Genomic DNA, 26973 nt, shown 5'->3' with positions numbered 1-26973 from the left:
TTCACAGTATTAACGATATAAACGAACAGCACCTGCAGAATTATCATCAGCTTGTCCTACTACTTCAAACTTCAGACCAAGCTTCGGTAAAATACGTCCTGCATCTGGAATCTGTTGATTAATATACGTTTTAGAATCATCAAACTTCGGTACACCCGCTAAACCATCATACGTATACGTTCCACGCGTTGGAGATACAACTTTCCAAGCTGCCGTTTTATCGAATGAGAACGCCGCATCAGCGATTTGGAATCGTGTACTACTTTCCACTGTCGGTTTACCATTTAAAGTTCCTACAATTGCTTCTGGATGAGAATCAACTACACCTAGGAATCCGTATCCTGGATGTACACCTACCCAGTTATCTGTGTAAGCTGAATCTGCATACCATACGACCATACCACTGTTATACTCTGGACCACGAGCAAATTTTAACGCGTTATCTGAACCAGCATAGTTTCTCCACTCAACATAATAGTTATGGCTCTTCTTCTCTGTTCCGTTAGAAACAGCAAAACCATCTAATTTGAATTGTGATGTACCTTCTGCATCATCAGAGAATACTACGTTACCATCTACTGTTAATGAAGCATTATCAAGTAGGAAACCATTTAATGCTAAACCACCATCAGTAATGTAATCAAATGTTAATTTTACTTTCTTACCTTTGAATTGGCTTAAATCATATGATTTGTCAATCCATTTGCCATTTGTCGAATCTGCATTTCCACTATTAGCTTTCTCACCAAGTCTTTCAATTAACGTTTGTTGACCATCTTCTGTTACAGCGTGTACTTCAAGGAAGTCATACTCTGCTTCAATTTCATATAATGATTTGAAGTCAAATTTTGCAGTCGTTGCATTTGTTAAATCGAACAGCGGTGTTTCCATCTTCGTATGAAGATCATCACCTTTTGTGCTGTAGTAATACTGTTTTCCGAATGCCGGCTCAATTGTTTTTATATCTTTATCTGGTAAGTTAACACGAATCATACCCGGACGGTTAGATTTCGTAACACTTTGGTCTAAATATGTTGCTAGGCCGATACCTTTATTTAATTTCTCATAATCTACTTCTACGATATTTGCCCAATTACCACCGATTGTTTTTTGGAAAAACTCTTTATTTTGTGGTGAGAAACTTGTTGGCGTCGTTCCAGCAATTTTACCTGCCCAGCTTCCGCCACTCATAATAGACCAAGCTTGAACTGGTTCACCATCTCCGCTATATTGTGTATCATACTCATCTGGTAAACCTAAATCATGACCATATTCATGTGCGAATACACCAACAGCCCCATCTTCTGGTTCAATTGTGTAGTCGAACGCTGCCATCTTTCCACCCCAATATGGAACTTTCGCTTGTGTACCTTCAATTGCAAATGGTTTTGGTCCAACTGTCCAGCGATGTGACCAAATTGCATCATCACCTAACTTACCACCACCTGCTTCTTGTCCAACACCTGCATGAATAATCATTAAGTGATCAATTAAACCGTCTGGTTGATTTTTATTTCCATCACCATTTACATCATATTGATCAAATTGATCAAACTCTGATAGATCAAGACCGCTATCTACAGCTGCTTTTAATGCATCTTTTACTAAATCACGTGGTCCTTTTGGTCCTTTATTATCATGACCACCGCTAGCAGCATCCGCACCGTAATCAGCAGCTTTACCAGGAACTGTTAACCATTTTGTAACTGTTCCATCTACAGTGTAACTACCACCAGATTGCTCTTCATAATATTGTTTAAATGTTTCAATTTTACTTCCATCATCTAACGTGAATGACTCGTCACCGAATAACATTTTTTCATAGTGTTCTTTATTAAAGTCTTCCGAATACATATAGCCAGGCTCTTTATCAATATTGTTATGTTTAAAGTCAGCGTACTCTACAAGTAAAACGAGTACTTTATCTTTACGCACATCACCGTTATACGCTTTTTGCTTTGCTGGAGATGTTGGTACTTTACCATTTAATCCGCCTTTAACTGGTCCTGTCGCTGCAGGTGTTCCTGTTGCAGGGTTATCTAATTTTTCTTTCGTGTCTGCTTTCGCATCTTTCACTTTCTTTAAAAAGTCAGATGCTTCTTTCGTAAGTTGATCCCCATTCGGTACTTCTTTCCCAGGATTTTCACCCTTTTTGTTCTCTACATACTTTTCGACAGCTTTCTTTGTTTCTTTCTCTGAAGCTGACGAATCAATTACCCCACGTTTTTTTAGCGCATCTGCTAAACGTTCTTCCGGAATTAAGTGATCATCAACTGGGCTCGTAGCTGTTTTATTCGCAGGCGTTTCAGCATATGCAGATTGAGTGCCAGCTCCGAATGAAAGGCCTAATACAGCTGTTAAAGCGATTGATGACAAAACTTTGAACGGTTTCTTGTTCATCCCATATTTCCTCCCCTAATAAATAATATGTATTACAAATTGAATTTTATTAAAAATTCAATATTTTTTCAATATTTAGTTATATTATGTAATATTTTTAATATATTTGTAAAAATTTCATAGTTAGCATACGAATATATCACAATTCAACAATGTTTTCTGAAAATATTGAAAGTTTTTATCGAACAATTTATAATTTCCATAGAGGGAGTTTAATGGGGATTTTATCTTTGTTTCATCTACACAATATTTGATAATTCACTATATAAAACACAAAATCCGATTGCATTATCATGTATTCTGTAGCAGCAATTATGACCGATAATTAGGGAGGAATTACATTTGTACAAAGATAAGACAGACGCACTGGATCAAGAATGGATTGATTTAATACTTGAAGCTCTAGATGCTGGTATCGCCATGCAAGACATCGAGCAATTTTTCCAACGTATGAAGCCATCCAGTCAGGCTCAATAGGTTTGTTCTTTTTAACGAAGTTTATGTTATAATAATGACATCATAAGACAACTACATATTGATAGAAAGGTGCGCAAATATGATTGGAGAACGTATAAAACGCCTTCGTTTACAAAAAGGTATTTCATTAACTGAACTTGCCGAAAAAGCTGGCGTTGCTAAATCTTACATTAGTTCTATAGAACGAAATTTACAAAAAAACCCTTCCATTCAGTTTCTTGAAAAGATCGCAGCAGTTCTACAAATTCCAGTTGATACTTTACTTCATGATGAAACAACAAAGGAAACTAACCTAGACTCCGAATGGACACAACTCGTTAAAGATGCAATGAACTCTGGTGTCTCCAAAGAACAATTTCGTGAATTTCTTGAATTTACAAAGTGGAAGCAAAATCAAAAATAATAATAGAAAGAAGTGCTTACAACCAGCACTTCTTTTTCTTTATAAAAAAAAGCGGGGGATACCCGCCTTTTTTATTATCTTTCTTCCCCAGCTTCTTGGTTAGCATTGAATGTCCATTCTAAATTCAATGTATCACCTTGGAAGATATTTTGGTCTTTTCCATCATCTACAAATTCAAATTGTACCCATAGATAATCCTCTGTACCAGCTTCTAATCCACCTTTTTCTCCCCACTCAGGAGCGAAGATATCTTTAGCTAAAAGATCTGGATCAGCTTTTTGTAAGTCTGCTAAAGTTGTTTCGTATACAGGCTCACTTTGTTTGTCCCAGTTCCAAAGGAATTTTACTTTAACGTGCTTACCAAAGTCTTCACCTGCATTATCACCTTTTGCATCTTTAACAGTATACTTTGTTGCTAATTTAACGTCTTTAATAGTTAACGAACCGCTGTTTTGTAATAAGAACTCTTTCTTAACAGAATCCCCTGGTTTTAAATCTTTAATATCTACAAGCGTCTTAGGGTTTAATGTAAGGTCTAACGTCCCAGCTGCAAATGTATTGTTTGATACTTCTTTATCACTAAAGAATGCAAATGTTCCTCCACCAATTAAAGCTAACCCCAATGCTGCTGATGCAACTCCCATACCTAATTTCTTTTTCAGACTCACAATCAATTCCCCCTAGCTTTTTTTATATTTTTATCACTTATTTTTCAATAAGAGATGTAAAGAAAACTATATTAGCTTAGCCAATATGTGTTCTTTTTTAAAAACCTTATGTTCATTATAACGAACAAACCTATATAAACACAACACATATTTATTAATATTTTCAGTTATTTTTATTTCTCAATATTATTTAGACTTTTCAGAAAAAATAATGATAATTTATAACTTTTTTCACACTCAAATCATTTAATACTATAAGAAAAAAGAAAAACAAAGAGGTGAGGGCTAACGTTCCCTCACACTCGTATAAATATTACTAGTCTTGCTTATTCGTTCGCTCTCTCTTACACCACATTCTTATTTTCTGGCTGTTTCACTAAAGCAGTTACTCCGCTTTCTTCTGCTCTTCTAGCTTTTTCTGTTCTTCCAATTTCTTTTGCTCTTCTACTTTTTTCTGTTCTTCTACTTTCTTTTGTTCTTCTACTTTCTTCTGTTCTTCTACTTTCTTTTGTTCCTCTACTTTCTTTTGTTCTTCTACTTTCTTTTGTTCCTCTACTTTCTTTTGTTCTTCTATTTTCTTTTGTTCTTCGGCTTTCTTTTGTCCTTCCGCTTCAATTGCAACGTTTAATTGTTGCTGAAGAGCCTGGATTTGCTCATCAATAGCTTTCAAGCTAATTTCTTTCTCAATATAGTCACGCTTCTCTTTGATACTGCGGAAGCCTTCATTTACATATATGGACACTTGCTGCATCGACTCATCTTTATTTACCTTTAATTCTTCTTGTATTTGATTGTAAGGAGCTTCTATTTCAGTATATACATTTTGCAGGGCTTCCTTCTCAGTAACAATTTTCTCACGCCCTTGTTGCCATACAGAAATCGCCTGTTTTATTTCTTCAATAGAAGTTGCTTTCGATTTCCCCTTCATCGTTCCATACTCACGCTCAATAAACTGTTTATGTTTTTCAGATTGCTCTTTTAACGTATTAACTGTTTTCGGAAATATAATTGCTGTAGAAAGCGTCGCTTCTACTTTCGTTTCATGAATGAACGCCGCTTCTGTATGCGTCATAATTTGAGATCCTAAATAAAACGTAATAGAACACATACACGGCAATATAAGCATCTTTTTAAAATTACGCGGTCTTTTCAGCATCTTAATCTCTCCCATCGAACGTTACGTTCTTTATACAGAACATTACCTATATTATAGTAAAGAACTATTAAAATTGATAGACAAATACTAGAAAAATAGAAAAAGGGCTATCCATGTGATAGCCCTTTTTATTATTATCTTTCTTCACCTGCTGTTTGTTGTGCATCAAACGTCCAATTTAATTGTAACTTATCACCTTGGAATTGATTTTGATCTTTTCCATTATCAACGAACTCAAATTTCACTTTGAATTTATCGGATTTACCTGCTGAAATACCTTTTTCATCCCAGAACCAAGCCGATAAATCATTATCTACAGCTGTAAGTGTGTCACCTTTTAATTTATCTAAAGTAGTTTGTTTCACAATTGTCTCATGTTTATCTACATTTTTTAAGAATGTTACTTTAATATGTTTACCAAAATCATCTTTATTATCTTTCTTTACATCTTCTACATTATAATCTGTTTTCAGTAGAACCTTTTTAATATTTAAAGAGCCTTTATTTTCTAGTTTAAATTCTTTTTCAATTGTATCCCCAGGTTTTAAATTCGATACGTTAACAACCGTTGATGGATTTAATGCTAAATCCAGTGTTCCAGCCGCAAATGTATTGTTTGACACTTCTTTATCACTGAAAAATGCAAATGTTCCTCCACCAACTAAAGCTGCTCCTAATACCGCTGATGTAATACCCATTCCTAATTTTTTCTTTAAAGTCATGTCCATATCCCCTTAATATATATTTGTTAACTTCCTAAACGGAAAGTATAACCAAACGAACTAGACGGATTGTTCTACTTTTTTATCTTTCTTTTCTCCGTCAATGCTACGAATAGCACCAAAAATAGAAATCGCGGAATAACCAAGTAAAAAGACTCCTGGAATAATAAGAAGTAATGCTGCTCCCGCTTTTGAATTCGCATAATTCAGTAAATAACCAACATACGGAACTGTAATATCTGCATACTTTCCAACTACATTTTCTGCAAGTACTGGCTCTAAATCTGGTCCGTTGTTGTTATCCCCTTTTGTTTCATACATTACTTTTCCATTTGTATCTTTCACACCGATAATACGGTGAGTGATAATTTTTTGATCTTTCTCTTTAAAGGTAATAACATCACCTTTTTGATATTTAGAACCATCTTTGTTTGGTTCTATTGCAATGATTGATCCTGTTAAAAACGTCGGCTCCATTGATCCTGAAAGAACGCTCTTAAATTGATATCCCATCACTGTCGGATCACCACCGCTTGCTTTTGAAGAAATAACTACAAAAGCTAAAAAAACCATCAATGCAAATAAAACAAATGAGATCGCGTTGCTAATTATCTTCCATATTAATTTCATCGTCTCTCTCCCTCTCCGTTGTTTTATATTATTTGAAGTATGCAATATCCACTTTGTTCTTTAACAAGAACACAAGTAAATGATATAACGAACTTTAAGTTATTGCAATAAGAAAATTTACAATTATTAGTTATTTTAAGTATAGAAAAAAGACTGTGCCAAAATTTTACACAGTCTTTTTATTAGTAATTTATTTACCTTCTGATTTCATTCCTTTTGTATTTCGGCGCAACACTACATATAAAATTGCTCCAAATAATACAATCGCACCTATCCCAACACTTATTACTTTCACATTTGAGTCTTTTACTTCAGGCATAGTTGTATCTTTTTTAGGCATCGTAAAAGTGACATCTTCTGTTGAAAGAACATTTACCGTCGCAATTGTTTGATTATTTTTCGTAATATCAACTGCACCAACTACCTCACCACGATGTATTCCTTTATGATATAAAGATTCTTTATCTAATGAAGCCGCCCGGAAAATAGTTTTCACATTTTTCCCTTCATCTTTCTTAAGCATAAGCTCCGCACTTTGTTCCAACTCAGAATTAACATCTTTATTTAAATATGTTGTTTTTTGATGCCAATTATGTTTATCAAGCACCATTTGCTTCGTAAATTGACCGAAAGAATATTCCGCCATCTGCTTCAAATCTTCATAAATTTCAGGTCTTTGAGAAGCCATTACTACGCTTATAATACGATTTCCATCTTTCTCATTTAATAAAACAAGTGTATTACGTGCTTCATTCGTAAACCCTGTCTTACCGCCAATGCTATATGGATTTTCAAAAAAATTAGATTTATTAAAAATAGACACCGTCTGCCTAGACGTCGTAACTGTCGTTCTTTTCGTATTCATCGCTTGTAAAATTTCAGGATACTTTTGCACACCCTTCGTAATCATAGCCATATCATACGGCGTCGTATAATGGTTCGGATCATGCAATCCATTCGGTGTTACAAAGTGGCTATCTTTCGCCCCCAATTGCTTCGCTTTCTCATTCATCATATTAGCGAAATTCTCAACACTCCCGCCAATCCGCTCCGCAATCGCATACGACACATCATTCGCACTCAGCACCATTAAAATCATAAGCGCAGTATTTCTATTAATTGTCTCTCCAGGTTGAAACTCAATTTGATAATTACTCTTCTCTTGATCTAATGCTAATTGTGAAAATGTAAATTGATCCTCTGGCTTTGTATGCTCCATGAGTAAAATCGCTGTTAACACCTTCGTCGTACTAGCAGGAAATGCGCGGTGATATGCGTTTTTGTCATACAAAACATCTCCTGTTTTTGCATCAATTGTCGTTGCAAACTGACTAAAAACATTCGGTCCTTCCGCAGGTGGTGGTGCAACTTGTTCTGGATTTACTCCAATATTCGTCTCAGCACGCAATGTCATAGGTGTCAAAAAAAACGAACAAATAACTGTAACAAAAACCAAAATTTTCTTAAAATTTACCATATGACTCTCCCTTTTCCATTTACTCCTTAACAAAATAATAAATCTACCAATCATATGTAATTTGTATTATATTGGAAGAATTTTCACTATTTTTTACTATATCATACTTTTACGATAAAGAACATAAATATACAATAAAAATAAGAAGGAATTACTCTTTCTTATCCTTCTCATCAATCAACGAATCTATTAACTTTTGACTAGCTTCCTCGGGCGTAATCTCATCTGTTATTCCCATAAACGACCAACCTTTAGAATCAACCCACTCAACAAACTCTTGTAAAAATTCATCATGTGTAACATCCACATCAAGAATCGATCCATTAATCGAAATCGTTCTATTTTTAGACACGCGCATCTTGAACGTTTTTCTTACCATTACAACTTTTCTCCCTCTACTTCTGAATATTTATAAAGTGAAACTTTCATCAACCCTCACCAATCGGACTTTTACGGCCATCCAGACTCCAACCTAACTTCTTTACTTTTGCTGAATTTCGAGGTAAGGGATCTTACTGCCTGCAAATAGCGAGATAAAATAATCATGTATCTCTGTTATACATGATTTTCAGTAAATTGTAAAAAGGATATATTGGCCAATTGGCATATTGAAACTGAAAATCTATCATTCTGCAAAAATATCAAATGATATGTAATTGATCATAAATGACTAAATAGATTCACATAAAAATAAAATAACTTACATTTTACCACACCAAATACAAATGACTTTCTTACAATGGAATGGAGTATACTAGAAGAAAACTTAAAATGAGGAGGAACCTCATGACGCGTTGTACGTATTGTAAAACGAAGTGGACAATAAAAGATGTATGGGCAATACTCGTGACATTTGAAAAGGATTGTCCGTATTGTTTTATGAGACAATATCTATCAAAGAAAACGGTGAACGCTATGCCAGAACTTATAAGCTTACCTTTACATTTCTTACTCCCTTTTCTTGTTGATTTAAGTGCTGAAGGTCCTTTGGATTGGTATCGTAAATAATATAACCACTACATCCAAAGACTACTTTCTACTAAATTCGCTTCTCATCATTATTCCTTCATACATTACTAGCATAATCGCTTATACTTTCCCTTTTGAAGATTCTCTAGCTCAGCAGGAAGAGCGTCCCCTGAACAAGGTTTATCAATTATGACTTTAATAAACGATGATATATGCATACTGTTAAGCATAAAAAATTAGCATTAAGTTCCACTCAAATATTAATTGAAACCCAACACTCCATTTAATCTGTAATCTAGAATACAAGCAGTGTTTTTTATTATGCATTTTTGCATACAGTATTATTTTCTCTTGTAAATAGATAATAATGTTATATAATAAAACCAACATTTTACCAATAAAAGGTAATAATAAGTGGTGGAATAAGTAAATAACCAAAGCGTATTAACAGATTTGTTCTATGTAAATCATGATACATATATAGAATCAAAACTATGAAATTTTATCTTGTGATTAGATTACTACAAGATGAAAGATTCATAGCGAATACACTTAAGGAAAAAACGTTCCATTAGATTAATATGATATCTATCGAACGAATTGAGAATATACTTAGGGGGAATTTCAAGTGAAAACATTTGGTAAAGTATTATTAACAGGAGCTTTAGCTTTAGGCGGTTTAACAGCTATGAACATTGATACACCAAAGGCACATGCTGACGGAGCAAGCGAGTTCTGTCGTTATATTTGTGGTCCTAGCGAAACGTTGAATGGCTTCACAATTCAATTACACGCTACAGAGTACAGCTACGGCCAAAATATGATTGCAAAAATTACAAATGATAGAGCTGAAGATGTGCGCTATCGTGTAACTATTGAAAAGAAATGGGCAAGTGGCTGGGGTTACTATGAAACTGACTTCAATTTTGGCTCCGAATTACCAGCTGGAACAAACGAAGAATTTTACAATACAACTGGTTTTGGGGGACAACTTCCAGAAAACGGGGAATATCGTTACAAAGTTAAAATTACAAATGCTGACGGTTCTGTAGATACAATTTATACAGCTTCAATGACACTTACAGGAAGATAGCTCATGAACGAGCTCCATTATTTATACTTGTATTTTTGATGATATCATTGATAATTGCGGTGATATTATTATTATTGAAATAAGCTCTTCTGGGCTTATTTTTTATATACAAATTGGAATAATAATATTCAGAAAATTACATCTTTACACTATTGAAGTTTGTTGCTATTATAAGAATACGTCAAATGTTACAATATTCAACAAATTATATAAATCCTCCGATTACACGAATGAAAACACATTGCTGGTCGTAATATTTATAGTTGGGATCCCGTAGCTCAGCAGGGAGAGCGCCACCTTGACAGGGTGGAGGTCGTGAGTTCGAGCCTCTCCGGGGTCATACCGTTAGAAACCGTGTCAACTTAACGTTTGATGCGGTTTTTATTTGTTTACTTTCATACTCTATAGAGCTAGTGGTCACAGAATTGGTCACATTACCTACAAAATCTCTTCTATTTTATTAACTGCATCTTCTTGCATCGTTGGTAATACATGTGAGTATGTGTCTAATGTGATTTTGATGTTACTATGTCCCAACCGCTCAGAAATCACCTTCACATTCACACCTTTAGCCAATAACAGGGTTGCATGTGTATGACGTAAATCATGAAAGCGAATCTTTGGTACAGCTGCTTTCTTAATCAAAGCGTTTAAACTCCTTCTAACATTAGCAGGATTGATTGGCGTTCCAGAAGGAGTACACATCACCAAGTCATTGTCTTGGTATTCCTCACCTTGACTCAGCTTCTCTTTCAATACGACTGCTCTATGCTTCTTTAGCTTTGCTATTGTGGATACAGGTAATAGTATCTTTCTTAAACTTGATTTCGTCTTTCCTCCAAGCAAGAACGTCTTCCCGTCATGACTTAACGTTTGGCTAATAGTTAAATGCCCTTTTTCTAAATCAACATCTTTCCACCGCAAACCTAGTAATTCACCTTGTCTCATTCCAGTTACAAGAGCCATATGAAAGACAATAGAATACCTGCTATCCTGCGCAGCTTTCAAAAACAACTGCACTTCCTGTTCATTCCATACAGTTAACTCTTCCTTATCACTTTTAGGCAACTTAGTTTTAGCTGCGACATTTTTGGTAATCAGCTCCAAATCTATTGCATGCTCAAGAGAGTTCCGAATGATTTTGATTATCTTCTCTATTGTTCCTCTCTTTAAACCTTCGTTCCGCAGTGAATTGACATAGTTTTGCATGTGCAATGATGTTAACTGAGCTAATTTGATATTACCTAGAGAAGGAATGATGCGGCTGTTTAAGTAGCCTTTCAGTACCTTCGCTGTTTGAATACCAACACTGTGCTTCTTTGTATTGAACCAGCTCTCCAGATACTCACCATAAAGTAGTTTACTAGGTTCTACGTATGTTCCAGTATGAACTTCTGAAAGTATCATTGTTAAAGCATTTTCTGCTTCTTTTTTAGTAATGAATCCCCTTTTCTTTTTTTGCTTTCTTTTACCTGTTAAAGGGTCAATACCAATATCTACAATATAAAAATACTTTCCTGTTTTATTATCTTTTTTGACGCTTCCATTCATCGTTAAGAGCCTCCTTGAAGTCCTTAACTGTGCTGTATATGGTAATTTTATTATATACTTGAATTTTACGTCATACTAGTATAAAAGCAACTGAGCGTTATCTGCATATGTTCTCTAATGAATTAAAGGAAAATAATAAGAAGTTTAATCCCCTAAATAAGATATATTAGGCATTTATTTGCGGCTGTTTGTACACTCTCTACAGAACGCTAATACCTAACGGCATTAATCCTTTGACGACCGTATTAGTGAATAAGAAACATCCTCATAAGACTGTGAATAAAGGTTTTCTTTAACTATAATTTAGATTTCCGCTTAACCTGTCGACTTACGTATTAAAATACTGTTTCAAAGATGTAAGTTTGTGAAAAAGGCAAAAAATTAAGACCTTTCATTAATACTAGAAAGGTCAATTTGAATGCTGTCATTAATTCATACCTAGCTTATAAACTATAATGCCTGTTATGACACCACTTATTATTCCTGCCAAGATGCCAACAATCAGTGGATTTGTAGAAATGCTTTTGAACCATCTGCTAAACCTTTTCTTATCATTAACAAGTTCTTTGTAGGTATCAGACCTTTTCATAGCAGCTACTATGGAAGGATGGTTTTTATGCCATTGTTGGTTAAGAAAGTCTCTATCATCATCAGTTAGTTTAAACCTACTGTATAAGTCAGGTCTACCAGCCTGATTATCTATATTCCATTTTTCAGCAGGAGAGTTAACATAATATAACATAACAGAAACAAAAGCTTCTCCTACTTTAAGCTCAATATCTTGACCTGTATTATTACTTACTGTTACCAGAGAGAGTCCATACCATTGAGGGTCTAAGGTAGTTGATATGTTGCTTAATCCTTTTGCTACCAAAGAGACTCTAGGATGATATGTACCTCCTATCCTTCTAGATACCCATATCGCCTCTTGGCTGTGTATAGACACAGTTGTGGAAGCCCTTACAATTATCTTTTTTTTATCAGATGTTACAACAGAATCCCCAGACTTAATATCCCATGCATGAGCGCTTGCAGTTAAGTTAATTGAGCTGGCTTTAATATTCTCCAAACTTAAGGGGTAGATGCTAAGTTTTTTAGTACTAACCAACTCTCTTTTTATATCAGTATTACTCAGTAACATAATAGACCTCCACATTGACAATTTACAAAAAAGACAAATTATTTAGAAATTAAATTATACCACATGTCCTAGTATTTTACATTCACAATATTGTAATAGCCTCATTGAAAGATTGTGACAGGCAGTTCATTCTTACTCTTATGTTTGATAAAGGCAATAGAATAGAAGGAAGTAAAGATTCCTAATGGTAATTCCTATTAAAATCAAAATTTTATTACGACTGTATTCAAAAAGGATAGCAATGTAGTAGCTATCCCTTTCATCCAAGTATCAATATACATTTACTATCATTAAATTAAGATAGAACATGAAAATTGATTTCATGTTCTATCTCAATCTTTATAGCTTCTTATAGTCATCAATCAAGCGTTCAAATTTTTCCCGTCTTTCCGAATTTGAATTATTTACAAAATTAATGCTCTGACACCATTTAAGAATATATTCTTTTTGCTTACCATCAACTTCGCTAGTAATTTCAAATTCAACAAATAACCCGATTAGATAAGTAATAATATCTATACGTTCAATCTTTGGAATTAACGTTGCATTTTCACGGATAAATAATAAAACGTTGTCCATAGCTTCTAGCGTTTCATCAATAATCTTTTTAATCTCAACAACTTCTAATCTACCAATAGGTTTAGGTTTGGCATCAGAAGGTATAGGACTTGAGTTGTTTGTTTTAGGTAAACCTGTAAATTTATAATACGAAGTATTTAATGTTGCTAACGGAATAGATACTTCAGCTGACTTTCTTGGGAAAAGATATCCAAATCCAAAACCCTCTAATTTGTCTACGAATGGAAACACATAATTGGTATAAAAATCCAAACCTTTTATGAGCATTTCAGATAAGTAAACCATATTTTCCGTTACACGACTTCCCTCTAAATTTAGTACCTCAAACCATTCCTTTTGGTCTTCTTTGTTTAAATCCGTCGCTACATTAATGACATAAGTATATGAGAAATGTTTTCTTCGAACATCTTCTAAAACATCTTTCACTTCCTCTTGCTTTAAAAACTTATTGTTTCTAATATATTCCTTAAATACAACTGTATCCTTATTGTACAAGATTCCAGCAGGAACATGATGAGCTGCTAATTCATCTCCTTCATTTAGTACTCTGAACTTACCTTTTCTGATATCAAGCACCACATTACTAATATCCTCATGATTAACAAACGCTTTATAGTTTGCTGACAACCTTTGCTGTCCATCAGCAACTGACATTTTATTCTTCATTTCCTCGCCACTTAAAACTTCACGTGTAATAAAATTCATTTGTTCAACTACCTTCTCAGGCTTTGTAATAAGATTTACTGAAATCGGCGAAATTGGTGCTGCTCCGTGTAACTGATAATTAAATAATTCTGCAACTTTTTCATTTACCCATCTAATGTATGTTTGAAAAACAGGAATGACAAGTTTCTTCTCTTCAATATCCTCACATAGCTGTCTAATATTGATTTCTCTTTTTTCTTTACTTGCATCAAATAATGCACTAGATGATAGGGTTGATAAAGATTTCTTTAATGTTGAATTCATATGAAGTACTCCTCAAATTAATAGTTTCCAACAATATATCATCTAGCTGCTAAAATTGTCAAATAATTCTAGCAGCTAGAATAAAAAATGCATTTAAACGTAATTTAAGTATTAAATAAACCTAGCTTTAATACTTTTTTAAAGTTATCTCCGAATTAAATCCCTATAAATAACTAAAATAATTAACAAAGCTAGACTATTAAACTATTTATAGCTATATAAAAACCCTCTAGGTTACCTAATTAGCCTAGAGGGTTGAAAATCAGTACATTATAAATTTGATATCCATTTTTCTTAGCGGAATATTTATTACTAAATAACACAATAGTTCTTCTTTTTCTTTAGTTCACCTTACATTCCATTAAATCACTAAAGATTTATCATTTTACCGCACTCAAATAATCAATTATTTGAGTCTTGTTGTTAAACCAGTTAGCTGTATAAGAAATAAACTGCCCTACTGGCAGCTTTATATTAGATGATGTTTACTTGGATTTCTCCTGCTTTTACTCATCACTCAATGCATCGGTTAAGATTTCTTCCCAAGGCATCCTACCCAAACCAATCCAATCTATTGCGGCTAAAAGATGGGCAAAGGCAATCCCAAAGGTTAGGTTCTCTCTTTTATGAGATGTGTTTACTTTTACACTTATATATACAGTTTGTCTGTCACATTTCTATCTTGTTCCATCTGCGAACCTTAATCCACTTTTCAATACCTCTTGTACACACTCTTTATCAAGTTCAATCCAGTGAATTGACTTAAAGCTATTCATGAATTGAGGATTTGATTTCTCAGCATTATAAAGCATCCCACCCACGCTCTTGCCCTTAGCGTACATTCCTGTTATAGGACTAAAAACGATATTCCCTCTCTTGTCAATACGCAACTCTATTTGTCCCTTAATATAATAATATTTCACCCTATTGTCCACCTTTCTCTTTATAGTAATTTTGAAGAGCCTTAACATCTTCCTTAAATGATTCTCTATATTCCCATTTACAGTAGTAGTTCTTCTCTTTATCGTATTCTTCTCTGATAGTTTCAAAGTAGATTAACTCATTTTTCATAAGCACTTTCACATACTTAGTGATTGTCTTCTTATCTAATCCAGTAGCTTCTGCAAGCTTTTCAATTGTGGGGTTTGACACACTCCAATTTGAAACCCCTTCCCAAATCCAATGCACAATATTGAAGTAAACTGCGAATGCGATTGACTTATTACGCTCTTTCATTGCAATAAGCTTCATCATCACATCAAATGAAATCTTAGTGAAGTTGTTCTTAACTTTACCTTCAGCATTCTCTCCAAAAATTGTTTTAGCATCAGAAATATCAGATACTTCAATAAAGTAATCATTCGCATACTTCATATCTTCTGCTTGAATCTGATTCATCTTTATGAAATCTTCAAAGATAATAATCATACCCTTCTTTTCCATTGCTACAAGGGTTGCTTTTAAAGATGCTTTATTTTTCTTACCCTCACTCAACGAAAGCATCTGTAGCAAGCTGTTAACCCCTACTCTAGCTGAACCCATTGGATTCATGCTCAAGGTTCTTAATAGAACTGTAATGAACTGCTCCTTGCAATTGTACTCTTCACTATTCCAAATAAAATTATTATCAACTTCAACGTAATTAATCACTGTAATTCTCCTTCTGTTAACGTAGTTTCGTTACTAAAAAAGGCAACGCAAAAAAGGCACAGAAAAGCTACCGACCCAAATTAATGGATTGATAGACTCTTCTGTGCCTAAGTCGTCAGTTCTGCAATAGAACCAAGTCGCAAAATAACACTATGTCCGTTGGACAAGAATGCGAGTACATCTATTTAACTGTAAGTCTATTATATCACAGACGCAATATAACATCAACATGTATCCAAAATTAAAATTATATCAGATTTGTCCGAGAATTACTAGTGATTCTGATGAGAAATTGTAGTAAGTGGTATATTTTTTTATATTACAACTAAAAAGTTCGTATGCTCTCATAATTTAGTATTATCTCACACCCCAAAAGTTATTAGCATTTATCAATTTCTTTTGCCCGTCTACATTAGTATCATTTCACAACTAAGAAGTTGACAAGGGTTGAAAACTATCTGACTTAAATGCCTACAAAGATGGTTAGCTCATAGATTATTTTTCTTATCTTTAGCCCACTACGCTTTGGAGGGCATTGGTGGTTCTTTTGCTTTATCTAGAACTTTAGCCTCCTTAAAAAAGCAGAAATTACCTAAGTCCGTAACGTCCCATACCCGCTTGCAGGGGGGCGTTACATATATTCTTTTTTATTTTTATCTTCTGTTTATAATTCGTCTTCTGTTTAGTGACCCGTTATCTCCCCTTTTTTTGAGGAATTCTTCCCGAAGGTCTGGAACAAAGTCCCCTTTTTCGGGGGAGTTTACCCCCCAACTTTAGAAGGAACTCCCTAAAAAAAGGGGAGTTCCTTCTAGCCTTAGAACCACAAGGGTTTGAAGCATATAAACTCAGAATTTAAATAGCCACCGACAAGCTGTGTACGGCTAAAAAAAGCACTGATAAGATTAGTACGAGTGGATATATCCTACCCCAAGAAGCACAAAAAGGGGTGAATTTACATACTCCGACCTCGAAGAAAACACACTCATCCCCAGTTATAGACATGAAACATCCTATCTATTTTAGTACGTAACAGGTAATAGAAATAAGTGTGCCTCCTATTGAGGCGGGTACATGTAAACCCTCTCCTTTTATAGTTTATTTGTTTAACGCTTCATTCAATTATTAATATTATTAAAATACTATTAACAGTGTAACGCAATAGATTCTATCAACAATTTGATAAAAATTTCTTTCTTATATCCATCATAACCTTCTACAGGATTTGTAATTAGCATCTTCTCATCAACTCTTGCATCAAGCGTTACTTACAATAGTAGCATCGATACAAAAATACTTTGATACCTAAAATAAAAAGTATCGACATGAACAAATGATGTATACACGCTTCGACATTTACTTTAGAAATACTTATTGTTAAGGTATTTTTATTGAATAAAAACATCAAATATCCGTCTCGTATCGTAATTTTTCACATCGTATTGGTGTGTATGTAGGTGCTACTCTCTCTTTCCCTAACAAGACACTATGAGATGTGGAAAATACCCCCTCCTCCGTTCAAACCTTATATGACACAATCCCATCCTCTCACGACTACTTACAACGCCCTCAATTGCGCTGATGTGTACACAACAACTTCTAGCAAAAATTACAATTGCAATTACAGTTGCCACAATGTACTTCTGTCCGTAAAATGATGATATATATGGGAAGGAGTTATAGCATGCCGACTTTTCAATATGGAACTACAGCTATTGAGTATGACATCGAATATGCCGACGATAAAAAAGACGTATCTATTATTATTGAATGGATGGAAAGCACTCGACTCATAGTCCCTACAGGTATTACCGACGAACAAATTGAGGAGATTGTGCAAAAGAAAGCACCTACTATCTTCCAGAAGCTAAAAGAAGTGAATGAGATAACTGAGCCTCCTGTTCCAAAGGAATTTGTTAGCGGTGAAAAATTTGCTTATTTAGGACGAAACTATCGATTAAAAGTATATAGAGAAGAAGGTCTACAAAAAGTTCAGTTAAATTTTGTAAGAGGTAAATTCATCGCAACCGTTCCAGTGGGATTAGACGAAAAGGAGAAGAGACAACAATTGCTAGACTTGTTCAAAGCTTGGTATCTTGAACACGGTAAAGCGAAGGTACAGTCACGTTTAAAGCTGTATTGTGCTAAGATGGGCGTTACACCTAATGATGTGGAACTTAAGGAGCAGAGAATGCGTTGGGGTTCTTGTACATCTGAAGGTAACATTTATTTAAACTGGAGAATTATCATGTCACCAATGTCTATTATAGACTACGTACTCGTGCATGAATTGGCACATTTAAGATATATGAATCACAGTAATGACTACTGGAACTTTGTGCGCTCTATCCTCCCCGACTATGAACAACGTAAAGATTGGTTACGTGTAAACGGACCTACTTTAACACTGGAATAGAAGGAAAGCCATCTCAAGAAAGATGGCTTATTTTCGTTACTGATGCTATTTCCTATAATTCACTGTTGCTAAGTCAATCAATTGCTGTGTTAGACTCTCCAATTTTTCTTTTGGACAAGGACTTACACGGAGCTGCTTCTTTATCTTCTTTCGCATTTCACGTTTCACATCTTCTTTAGTCGTCCATTCCACTATATCTGCTTCCTGCTGAATGATGTCCGTTATAAGATGCGCTAATGCTTTCAAATCCTCTGCATCATCATATTGAGGCATTTCTTTCTCCAGCATTTGATAAAATGGGTATTGCTCACGGGTAAAGCCTTGTTCTTCACCTTTTCGGGCTGTATTTCGCATGTCATTCACCATATTACGATATTCTTCCAACAACTCGTCGATATCCATCTGGCGGTCTCTGCGCCGTTGAAGGAGTTCTTCAAGCCGTTCCTTTAAAGATGTATAGTAAACTGGATTCTCTTCCAACTTAACTCGTATTTCATGACGAATGGCATGTTCCATTTCAGCTGCTTTACCTTCTGGTGTCTTCGTTTCCTCTATCTGTTTTTCAAATCGATTCGAAAGAATATCAATTGGTTCATGAACAACGTTAATACCAACTGCTGCAAGATGCTCCTCTATGAGCTGCTTTACCTTTTCTCCGCAGTCACTAATGTCCATCCCATCGACACGATAACGAGACTTTGCTGCTTGCCGTACTTTACCTAGAAATTTTAAATCTGCTATATAACCATGTGCTTTTGGACTCGGCATTACCATATCCATGCTTTCTGAAAAGCGTTTAAATGCTGTGTCAAATTCGTTTCGTACGTCTTCTGGCTCTAACACTTGTAAGCATGCTTCTAGATTTTCTGTCGAGATATAGTCGAAAAAGCGCATAGCAGAACGATGACGAGACTGTAATCTTGGTATCTCAGTATCAATATTTTTTAATGCCCCTTGTACATCTTCTTTATTAAAAATAGCAAGCGCTTGCTCTAGGAATCTAGAAACACCGTAATAATCGACAATCAAACCATAAGTCTTTTTATCATATGTACGATTTGTACGAGCGATGGCTTGTAGAAGATTATGTTCTTTAATTGGCTTGTCTAAATACATAACCTGTTCGATTGGAGCATCAAAGCCTGTCAGCAGCTTATCACACACGATTAAGAAACATAACTTATCCTCTGACATCGACTTCTTAAAACGAGCAATCACATCTTTTTCTTCATCTTTTGACAAATGATGTTTTTGAAGATGTTCCTTATCGTTATGACCCGCTGACATAATAACCTTAGATTCATAATTACTCAACTCGTCCAACATCTCTTTATACATAACTGCTGCTTCACGGCTAATCGCCACAATTTGTGCCTTGAAGCCATTTGGCTGGATATGTGTTTCATAATGTTCAATTATATCTAGTACAATACGTTTAATTCGTTTTTGAGACGAAATAATCGCTTGTTCTGTTGCATACTTCTTCTTAATACGCTCTCGGTCTTCCTCACTGTACTCACGAAATTGTCGCTCGAACAGTTCGTCTAACGAATCTCCTTGCACATGTAGGTCAGCCATTCTTGCTTCATAAAAAATAGGTACTGTTGCCCCATCTTCTACTGCTTGTTCAATGGTGTATTTGTCAATGTATGGTCCGAATGTACGCTTTGTACTCTTATCTTCCTTATCGATTGGTGTACCTGTAAATGCTAAATAACAAGCATTTGGCATAGCACTTTTCATTGTGGTCGCTAGTCCACCGTATTGAGAACGGTGAGATTCATCAATCATGACAAAGATATTTTCAGCAGTAGATAGGTTCTTGAATTCCTTTGTCTCTGCATCCTCTTGGAACTTCTGTACCAATGTCATAATAGTAGAGCCTGTACCTTGTTGAAGCAGCTGCCGTAATTGTGCAACCGATTCAGCCTGTTGTGGATTTGGAAAGCCACATCGACGGAATGTGTTTGAAATTTGGTCATCTAAGTCTTTACGGTCTGTCACTACAACGATAGTGGGGTTCTTAAGTTCTTTAATCCGTCGTAGCTTTATCGCAAGATACACCATCGTTAAAGATTTCCCGCTTCCTTGCGTATGCCATACAACACCGCCACGTTGCGTTTTATCCTCTGCACATAAGATACGGTCAATTGCTTTATTTACTGCACGAAACTGCTGGTAACGGGCAAGTTTTTTTATTGTACGACCTTCTACTGGCTCGTATACTATGAAGTTACGAATTAAATCTAGTAGATTCTCTTTTGTTAACATTCCAGCTGTTAAAATATCTTGTGGTGTTGGAGAAGCTTCTAGTTCTGCGACTGTTTTTGGATATGGGTCTTTCCATTCACCGTAGTGCTGCACTTTTGCTCCAATAGTCCCTATCTTTGCACGGTCATTACTTGTAACAAGCATAAATTGGTTGTAATAAAATAGCTGCTCATGTGTGTTTTGATATCTATGTAACTGACGTACACCCTCACCAATCTGTTCATCTGGAGGCAGCATAGGACTTTTGCATTCAACAATAACAAGGGGTAATCCATTTATAAAAATAACAAGGTCAGGGCGAATGTTACTTTGAGCGTTACTTATGGTAAATTGGTCTACTACTAGAAACTCGTTATTTTCGAGTCTTTCGAAATCAATTAGTTTTACAGTTTGATTCTTTTTCCCTTTGCCAAGGTCCTGTTGAACAGAAATCATGTTGACTATCATTTCATGGAACTTTTGATTTGCTTCCATTAAACTTATTGATTCAATATGTGTAATAGCACGCATAACCTTTGCTAGATTAGTATCGGAAAGCCAAGGATTTAGTCGTAAGATAGCTTTACTTAACCGTTCTTTTAATATGATTTCCCCTCTTGATTCTCGTTCTGAATCAAGAGAAGGACCATGAAGATGTTCATAGTCCAGTTCCTTTAATTGTTCAATCATACGGTTTTCAACAAGTTGTTTCTCATTCCATTTAGCGGAGGAGGTCATACTTGTGTCACCTCAGCTTCATCGACCTTTACATGAACTTTTCCTGTGAGAAGAGATTGCATAAGTCCTTTTTTTAGAATTTGAAATTGTTCTAACTTTGCAACTCCATTCCCTAACTTTTCATCAAATATCTCTAAATTGCTCACAATTTGTTCTTGTTCTTCTAATGTAGGCATTGCCATTAATAGGTTCTTTTGATTTGTAATACCGATGTAACTGCGGGTTGACTGCGCAGATAACTTTTCTAACCTGTTTTGAAAATAATCTCCCTCAAAGAAGTACTTTAAGAATTTATTAGATAACCTGCTATCATTTACCCTATAGTAGGTTACCTGAGGGGTTAACATAACATAACTTTCAACCCTTGGAACTATAGCTGTTCTCCCAATAGTTCCTTTATGTGTCAAAAGGACATCTCCCTCTATAGAAAATCCAATTCTTAACTTATCTGTTTGCTCCTTCTTTAAAAATTTACAATTTACTAAGTCTAAAGCTCCATTTACCAAGTTATTTGCCATAATAAATGGTATACCTCGTGTGACATAATCATTGGCTTTCGGGTGAGCATTTCCATGATTTCCATCTTGGATATCAATGATATAACCTTCTCGTAAAAGGTCATTAAATGTTTTTACTTCCCATTCCTTAGGAATCTCCCCAACTTCCGTTTTCTTAAACTTCGTGTGTCCAATTCCTTTTGTAAGAAGCTGCTGCATCAATCCCTTTTTTACTTTTTTGGTTTGCTCAATAATAGCTTCCGTTTTTTCAATAGCCTCATCAACAGAAGAAAGGGTAGAAACAATTTTCTCTTGTTCAACCAATAATGACGGAACGATACATTCATATTCTTTAATCTCTTTCCAAGACGTTCTTGGCATTTTTGTACCAAAAGATTTCTGGTCCAGAAAATCAATAAATTTGTCTTGTTGTAGTAAATAAAAAAGAAATTTTCTATCTACATTCTTATTCGCTATTAACGGTAGTATTTCCGTAGCACATACTCCACTAAACTGGGCATACCAATATTTCCGCAAATAGGGACGCAGCTTACCAAATAGAATATCTCCTGTTTCAAATACTGCTTTCATGCTAGTAGTTTCCGAAGAATACCCATGCCCATTAATTCTTCCTGTACCTTGTTCTATATGTTCTAGACCTATATACTTTTTTATCTTTTCATCCTTAGGGTCAAATTTCTCTTTCCGAAGTGTAGCTAGATTGCCTATTTTTGTTTTAATCCATTGATTTGACATCGTACCCCAACTCCTTTAAATACCCATACATCACCGACTCGATTTCCTTACATTCTTTCTCCAACTTACAAAGTTCTACTAATGCAACAGCTACATCAATTTGTTCTTCTTCTTCCGAGGTATCAATGTAACGAGCGATATTTAAATTATAGTCATTTTCACGAATTTCTTCGATGCTTACAGGACGACAATATTTCTCTACTTCTTCATATTTGTCATAAGCTGCTACATTTTTTTCAATATCTTGGTCACGCAATGTATTTTGTTTTTTCCCCTCTTGATAATCCTGAGAGCCGTCTAAAAAGAAAATCTTGTTTTTACGCTCTTCTGGCTTATTACGATTAAGGATTAGAATACATGCTGGAATACTTGTACCATAAAACAAATTAGAAGGTAAACCAATAACTGCTTCAATTAAGTCCTCCTCAATTAACCCTTTACGAATTGTCCCCTCTGCTGCACCACGAAATAGAACACCATGTGGCATAACAACTCCAGCTTTACCTTCATGATTTAATGTCGCAATCATGTGCTGAATAAACGCATAATCCCCTGCTGTTTTTGGGGGTAATCCAAATCTAAAACGTCCGTATTCGTCAGCCTCTGCCTCTTCACGTCCCCAGTTCTTTAAACTAAAAGGTGGATTAGCGATAACACGGTCATAAAGAATAATTTCACCTTCTTCTAATAACTTAGGCTCACGAACTGTATCTCCTTTTTCAATGCGATGGTCACTTAATCCATGTAATAGAAGGTTCATTTTACAAATTGCCCATGTACTAAGATTTCTTTCCTGTCCATGTAACACAAGATTCCGTGGGTTTCCACTTTTTTCTTTAATGTAGTCTACAGATTGAATAAGCATTCCACCAGAACCTGCTGTTGGGTCGCATATACGCATTCCTTCTTCTGGTTTAATCAGTTTTACAATAAGTTCTACTACTTTACTTGGCGTATAGAATTCTCCACCTTTTTTTCCAGCATCATCAGCAAACTGCTTAATGAGGTATTCATATGCACGACCGAGCATGTCAGGTTCAGATAAGCTCGCATTACTTAAATCAATTTTTGAAAAGTGCTGCATCAATTGCAGTAAAAGGTTGTCAGGCAGCTTTTCTTTATCATTAAAGTCGATTGTCGCTAGTACCCCTTGTAACGATACGTTTTCTTCTTCTAGCTTTTCAAATGCTTTGTTAATAGCATCACCGATGTCCTGTGTTTTGGAACGTATATCTTCCCATCTTGCGCCTTCTGGTACAAAGAACTGATGCTCGTCACGGTCAGTCCAACCGTAGTCATCTCCTTCTTCCTCTTCTATACGCTTTGCTGTTTCTACAAATACGTCATTCAAACGTTTTAGGAATAGTAACCCAAATATATAGTTCTTATAATCGGAAGAATCAATACTTCCTCGCATTATGTTCGCAGATTCCCATAAATGGGATTCCAGTTGTTGTAATGTTAATTTCTCCATGTTCTTTCCTCCATCTGAATTACATCTATATCCATGCATGTTATTGAATAAGGTTGTCTATCTTCTACTATAACAAAATAACCCCCTTACAACTAGCTTCTTTCCGTCTATATCCAAGCATATGGCTACTGAGCCAGATACTAAAAAGTGCTGTAAGATTTCCTAATCCCAGTAACTAATAAAAGCAATATTTCATTAAATGTTTTGTGATAAGAGCCTCCCTCTTTTCATAAGTAAGAGAGACTCAATAATGTAGAAATATACTATCCTACATCAACAAAGAAGATTGATTTTCCCCATCCTCTTTTAAGAATATTATATTAATGATACAATTGGTACATAATAAAAAGAACCCGATGCGCTAACATCGAGTTCTGCGTACAACTATTTACAGCATTGTGGTAGTTTATCTAATTCAATTATTTGGAATCAGAAGAAGAACCATCAGCTTGGTCGGCATCGTGGTTCTTTTTCTTTTCTCAAGTTCTACTGTAACAATCCTTACTAAAGCAAAAGTTCCATCGAAAATTAGTATAGTTCCCCATAGCAAAACAACTTTCTCTTACCATTATACAGACAGCTAAGTACATAATTTTGTGGCCACAAATGGTCACATAACCATCCCTTCTTACCAACCTCTACTTACATTTTCTATAATCTCTCGTTGGAACAACCCTTTAGCAGATAATTCTAGAGGCTTCATTCTTCTCCTTATAATGAGCAGAGAGTTGAATCTGTACTATCCCGTAAGTCATGTCCTGCTTCGTAGAAACAAAGGTAAAGATAAAAAAAGACCTCCCGAAGGAAGTCCATTTTTAATTATATAGTGTTATTGGCGGTTCAAGTATTTGTTCTCCACTTACTTTTCCTTGATAGCTCTTAGAATTGAACCAGTTGCGATTAACATTGTACCTGCTACAAAGAATGACGCACTAAGTACAAAGAAACCTGTAAGTACATTTGTATTGATAATATAATTATACGCATCTCCGCCTACGTAGGCATATTTATTCGAATCGGTATATGTTTCAGAATTTTGATATCCTCCGAGTCTATCAAATCCTAAGAAAAGTAATACTGCTGAATGGATGTAAAAGATAATTCCCCAAATTGTCCATTTTTTTGTTTTCACGATAATTCTCCTTTTTGCGTCTATTATTAATTAATTCATTTATACAGTTTAATTGTTTTTTATTGGAATGTAAATCATATTAATCTCGACTTTCTTAGCCTCAACATCTTTTCCTAGCTTATCAACTTCTGATGTTAATTGATTCTTATTATTAACAAGATTTAAAATCTCTTCGGCTTCTGTCCTTCTATTGTCAAGTTTCTTTCGCTCAGCATCCATGCCTTCTTTAACCTTTCTCTTTATGTATGTTAATTCATTCTCTTTATCATCAAGTTTCTTTTTCAGCTTCCACGCTCTCATATTTCTTTCTCGGACACTCAACATTTCCATACCATGTGTCTGAACCAACCTATGCCTATTCTCTCCACAAGTCCTCCTCTAATTGTGGAAATTATCCCCCTCTACACAAAAAAGGAATGAGTCACCTCATTCCCCTTACCATTATACAGACAGCTAAGAACATAATTTTGTGGTCACAAATGGTCACATGGCATACAAAAAACTATGCAATTTCAATAGATTTCGACTTTCATACACTAATGAAAATCCCTTTAAATCAACGTTTCTCCCGTAGCTCAGCAGGGAGAGCGCCACCTTGACAGGGTGGAGGTCGTGAGTTCGAACCTCTCCGGGGTCATACACGCTTGATATCGCTGAATTTTCAAGCAATTTATACGGTAATAAAATATAGTGGTTGCTGGCAGACACGCTATGCAATCGAAGAACCACTTTCTTCTAGTTTATAAACTGGAAAGGACGTGGTTTTTTTGTTGCTTAAATTTGCTATTCAAGACTTCAAAGATGACAGGGAATTTAAAAATTTATCCTCTCGAACAATCGGTTCTTATCTCCTTACTCTTAACGAGTTTCAAGGGTTTTGTTCTGAACGTGAACTTATTGACGTTAATGATATTACACCTAATGTAATCAAAAGCTACCTATTATATTGTCAAAAGCAACGTAAGAACAATCCTACTACAAGAAATACCAAACTCCATACGTTAAAGATTTTCTTTAATTACCTTCAGTATCAAGAAATCATTGAAGAAAAGAAGAATCCTACTCGAAAGTTTACGTATGCAAAAGAAGACATCAAAATCGAGGTTTTCAATGACCAACATATTAAACAAATGCTTGGCTATTATAGGCGGTTAAAACAACGAGATAAACAATATTACGCATATAGAGATTATGCTATCATGCTTATTTTTCTCGGTACTGGTTGCAGGTTAGGAGAATTATGTAATTTGCAATGGAGAGAAGTTGACCTTGTACAGGGCACAATTACTGTATTCGGAAAGAAACGTCAGCAAAGCAGCATTCCTTTAACAGAAAAACTTATTAAAGAACTATGCGAATACAAGATATTCTGTGAACGAGAATTTGATACTCTATCAAGTCATGTCTTTGTAAATAAAGATAACAAGCCTTTAACACCTAATGCTGTTAAATGTATCTTTAAACGATTAAAGGTGGTAATGAATTTTAAAGACGTTCGCTTATCTGCCCATACTTTTAGGCATACATTTGCCCATCGTATGTTAGCTAATGGTTGTGATGTATTTACCCTTCAAAAAATGCTACGTCATAGCAATTTACGAATGACTGAACGTTACTTGGCTATATGGGGTACTGCATTAAGAGAACAAAATGACAAATATAATCCATTAAATACTATGGACATCTAAGCAATAGAAAAAGCCACCTACTGTGAAGTGACCCCCGAAAGTTAGACAGGTCGTTTCATTAGGCAGCCTCTAGGGTATGAGCCCGGTATTGTACTGGGCTCATACCCTTTAATTTTGCCTTAATTCTTTTATGATTATAG

24 protein-coding genes and 1 tRNA gene are annotated in these 26973 nt (G+C 35.1%); 7 read left to right on the top strand and 18 right to left on the bottom strand.

Annotated elements, in window-relative coordinates; translation table 11 throughout:
• Nucleotides 1-9: 9 nt before the first annotated feature.
• Nucleotides 10-2400 carry a M6 family metalloprotease immune inhibitor InhA1 gene (inhA1, locus tag CGQ22_RS16795; RefSeq protein ID WP_089149010.1) on the bottom strand — a complete coding sequence of 797 codons (2391 nt, stop codon included), beginning with the start codon at nt 2398-2400 and terminating at the stop codon, nt 10-12.
• Between the two features lie 342 nt (nt 2401-2742).
• Between inhA1 and CGQ22_RS16790 the strand changes: the two genes are divergently transcribed.
• Nucleotides 2743-2877 carry an anti-repressor SinI family protein gene (locus CGQ22_RS16790; RefSeq protein ID WP_000276219.1) on the top strand — a complete coding sequence of 45 codons (135 nt, stop codon included), beginning with the start codon at nt 2743-2745 and terminating at the stop codon, nt 2875-2877.
• Between the two features lie 79 nt (nt 2878-2956).
• Nucleotides 2957-3280 (top strand): helix-turn-helix domain-containing protein, encoded by a 324-nt coding sequence (locus CGQ22_RS16785; protein ID WP_000578885.1) that lies wholly within the window; start codon nt 2957-2959, stop codon nt 3278-3280.
• 74 nt (nt 3281-3354) lie between these two features.
• Here CGQ22_RS16785 and calY read toward each other — a convergent pair whose 3' ends face one another.
• From calY to CGQ22_RS16755, 6 genes are all read right to left on the bottom strand, one after another.
• On the bottom strand, nt 3355-3948 hold the full coding sequence (gene calY, locus CGQ22_RS16780) for a biofilm matrix protein CalY (RefSeq protein ID WP_000053710.1): 594 nt from the start codon (nt 3946-3948) through the stop codon (nt 3355-3357).
• A 385-nt stretch (nt 3949-4333) separates the two neighbouring features.
• Nucleotides 4334-5104 (bottom strand): DUF4047 domain-containing protein, encoded by a 771-nt coding sequence (locus CGQ22_RS16775; protein WP_175423353.1) that lies wholly within the window; start codon nt 5102-5104, stop codon nt 4334-4336.
• Between the two features lie 134 nt (nt 5105-5238).
• Nucleotides 5239-5826, bottom strand: a complete 588-nt coding sequence (locus CGQ22_RS16770) for a CalY family protein (protein WP_000172854.1) — start codon at nt 5824-5826, stop codon at nt 5239-5241.
• Between the two features lie 60 nt (nt 5827-5886).
• Nucleotides 5887-6456, bottom strand: coding sequence for a signal peptidase I SipW (sipW, locus tag CGQ22_RS16765; protein ID WP_000767792.1), 570 nt, complete (start codon nt 6454-6456; stop codon nt 5887-5889).
• Between the two features lie 190 nt (nt 6457-6646).
• Entirely contained in the window at nt 6647-7933 is a 1287-nt protein-coding gene (locus tag CGQ22_RS16760; protein WP_089149008.1) for a D-alanyl-D-alanine carboxypeptidase family protein, read from the bottom strand.
• A 151-nt stretch (nt 7934-8084) separates the two neighbouring features.
• The gene (locus CGQ22_RS16755; RefSeq protein WP_000251856.1) at nt 8085-8312 is read right to left on the bottom strand and encodes a hypothetical protein; all 228 of its coding nucleotides are present in this window, start codon (nt 8310-8312) and stop codon (nt 8085-8087) included.
• Between the two features lie 407 nt (nt 8313-8719).
• Between CGQ22_RS16755 and CGQ22_RS16750 the strand changes: the two genes are divergently transcribed.
• From CGQ22_RS16750 to CGQ22_RS16740, 3 genes are all read left to right on the top strand, one after another.
• On the top strand, nt 8720-8941 hold the full coding sequence (locus CGQ22_RS16750) for a hypothetical protein (RefSeq protein WP_000196288.1): 222 nt from the start codon (nt 8720-8722) through the stop codon (nt 8939-8941).
• Between the two features lie 589 nt (nt 8942-9530).
• Nucleotides 9531-9995 carry a hypothetical protein gene (locus CGQ22_RS16745; RefSeq protein ID WP_000846650.1) on the top strand — a complete coding sequence of 155 codons (465 nt, stop codon included), beginning with the start codon at nt 9531-9533 and terminating at the stop codon, nt 9993-9995.
• A gap of 267 nt (nt 9996-10262) precedes the next feature.
• A tRNA-Val gene (locus tag CGQ22_RS16740) sits at nt 10263-10335 on the top strand.
• Nucleotides 10336-10433: 98 nt separating this feature from the next.
• On the opposite strand, the gene CGQ22_RS16735 is transcribed toward CGQ22_RS16740, so the two are convergent.
• The 5 genes from CGQ22_RS16735 to CGQ22_RS16715 form a co-directional block, all read right to left on the bottom strand.
• Nucleotides 10434-11546 (bottom strand): tyrosine-type recombinase/integrase, encoded by a 1113-nt coding sequence (locus CGQ22_RS16735; protein ID WP_089149007.1) that lies wholly within the window; start codon nt 11544-11546, stop codon nt 10434-10436.
• Between the two features lie 427 nt (nt 11547-11973).
• Complete coding sequence (locus CGQ22_RS16730) at nt 11974-12687, bottom strand: dCTP deaminase/dUTPase family protein (RefSeq protein WP_089149006.1); 714 nt, start codon at nt 12685-12687, stop codon at nt 11974-11976.
• 339 nt (nt 12688-13026) lie between these two features.
• Nucleotides 13027-14235 (bottom strand): GmrSD restriction endonuclease domain-containing protein, encoded by a 1209-nt coding sequence (locus CGQ22_RS16725; RefSeq protein WP_089149005.1) that lies wholly within the window; start codon nt 14233-14235, stop codon nt 13027-13029.
• Nucleotides 14236-14912: 677 nt separating this feature from the next.
• A complete protein-coding gene (locus CGQ22_RS16720) occupies nt 14913-15158 on the bottom strand; it encodes a hypothetical protein (RefSeq protein ID WP_089149004.1) in 246 nt (81 codons plus the stop codon).
• 1 nt (nt 15159) lies between these two features.
• Entirely contained in the window at nt 15160-15885 is a 726-nt protein-coding gene (locus tag CGQ22_RS16715; protein WP_089149003.1) for a hypothetical protein, read from the bottom strand.
• A 1681-nt stretch (nt 15886-17566) separates the two neighbouring features.
• Here CGQ22_RS16715 and CGQ22_RS16710 point away from each other — a divergent pair.
• Nucleotides 17567-18298, top strand: coding sequence for a M48 family metallopeptidase (locus CGQ22_RS16710; RefSeq protein WP_089149002.1), 732 nt, complete (start codon nt 17567-17569; stop codon nt 18296-18298).
• A 45-nt stretch (nt 18299-18343) separates the two neighbouring features.
• Here CGQ22_RS16710 and CGQ22_RS16705 read toward each other — a convergent pair whose 3' ends face one another.
• The 5 genes from CGQ22_RS16705 to CGQ22_RS32285 form a co-directional block, all read right to left on the bottom strand.
• Entirely contained in the window at nt 18344-21286 is a 2943-nt protein-coding gene (locus tag CGQ22_RS16705; protein ID WP_089149001.1) for a type I restriction endonuclease subunit R, read from the bottom strand.
• Complete coding sequence (locus CGQ22_RS16700) at nt 21283-22539, bottom strand: restriction endonuclease subunit S (protein ID WP_089149000.1); 1257 nt, start codon at nt 22537-22539, stop codon at nt 21283-21285. Before CGQ22_RS16700 ends, CGQ22_RS16705 begins: the two co-directional genes overlap by 4 nt.
• Nucleotides 22520-24013, bottom strand: a complete 1494-nt coding sequence (locus CGQ22_RS16695; protein ID WP_089148999.1) for a type I restriction-modification system subunit M — start codon at nt 24011-24013, stop codon at nt 22520-22522. The genes CGQ22_RS16700 and CGQ22_RS16695 overlap by 20 nt, the downstream gene beginning before the upstream one ends.
• A gap of 859 nt (nt 24014-24872) precedes the next feature.
• Nucleotides 24873-25145 (bottom strand): hypothetical protein, encoded by a 273-nt coding sequence (locus CGQ22_RS16690; RefSeq protein ID WP_000850455.1) that lies wholly within the window; start codon nt 25143-25145, stop codon nt 24873-24875.
• A gap of 48 nt (nt 25146-25193) precedes the next feature.
• On the bottom strand, nt 25194-25445 hold the full coding sequence (locus CGQ22_RS32285; RefSeq protein WP_217622146.1) for a hypothetical protein: 252 nt from the start codon (nt 25443-25445) through the stop codon (nt 25194-25196).
• 467 nt (nt 25446-25912) lie between these two features.
• On the opposite strand from CGQ22_RS32285, the gene CGQ22_RS16675 reads away from it, so the two are divergent.
• Entirely contained in the window at nt 25913-26833 is a 921-nt protein-coding gene (locus CGQ22_RS16675; protein WP_089148997.1) for a tyrosine-type recombinase/integrase, read from the top strand.
• A 58-nt stretch (nt 26834-26891) separates the two neighbouring features.
• Here CGQ22_RS16675 and CGQ22_RS16670 read toward each other — a convergent pair.
• Nucleotides 26892-26973, bottom strand: an 82-nt coding sequence (locus CGQ22_RS16670; protein WP_140420774.1) for an IS3 family transposase, incomplete at its 5' end; no start/stop codon positions are given.

The sequence above is a fragment of the Bacillus sp. M13(2017) genome, from assembly GCF_002218325.1.
GTDB lineage: Bacteria > Bacillota > Bacilli > Bacillales > Bacillaceae_G > Bacillus_A > Bacillus_A thuringiensis_K.
Note: the sequence above shows the minus strand (reverse complement) of the source record. Positions and strands in the feature narration are given on the sequence as shown.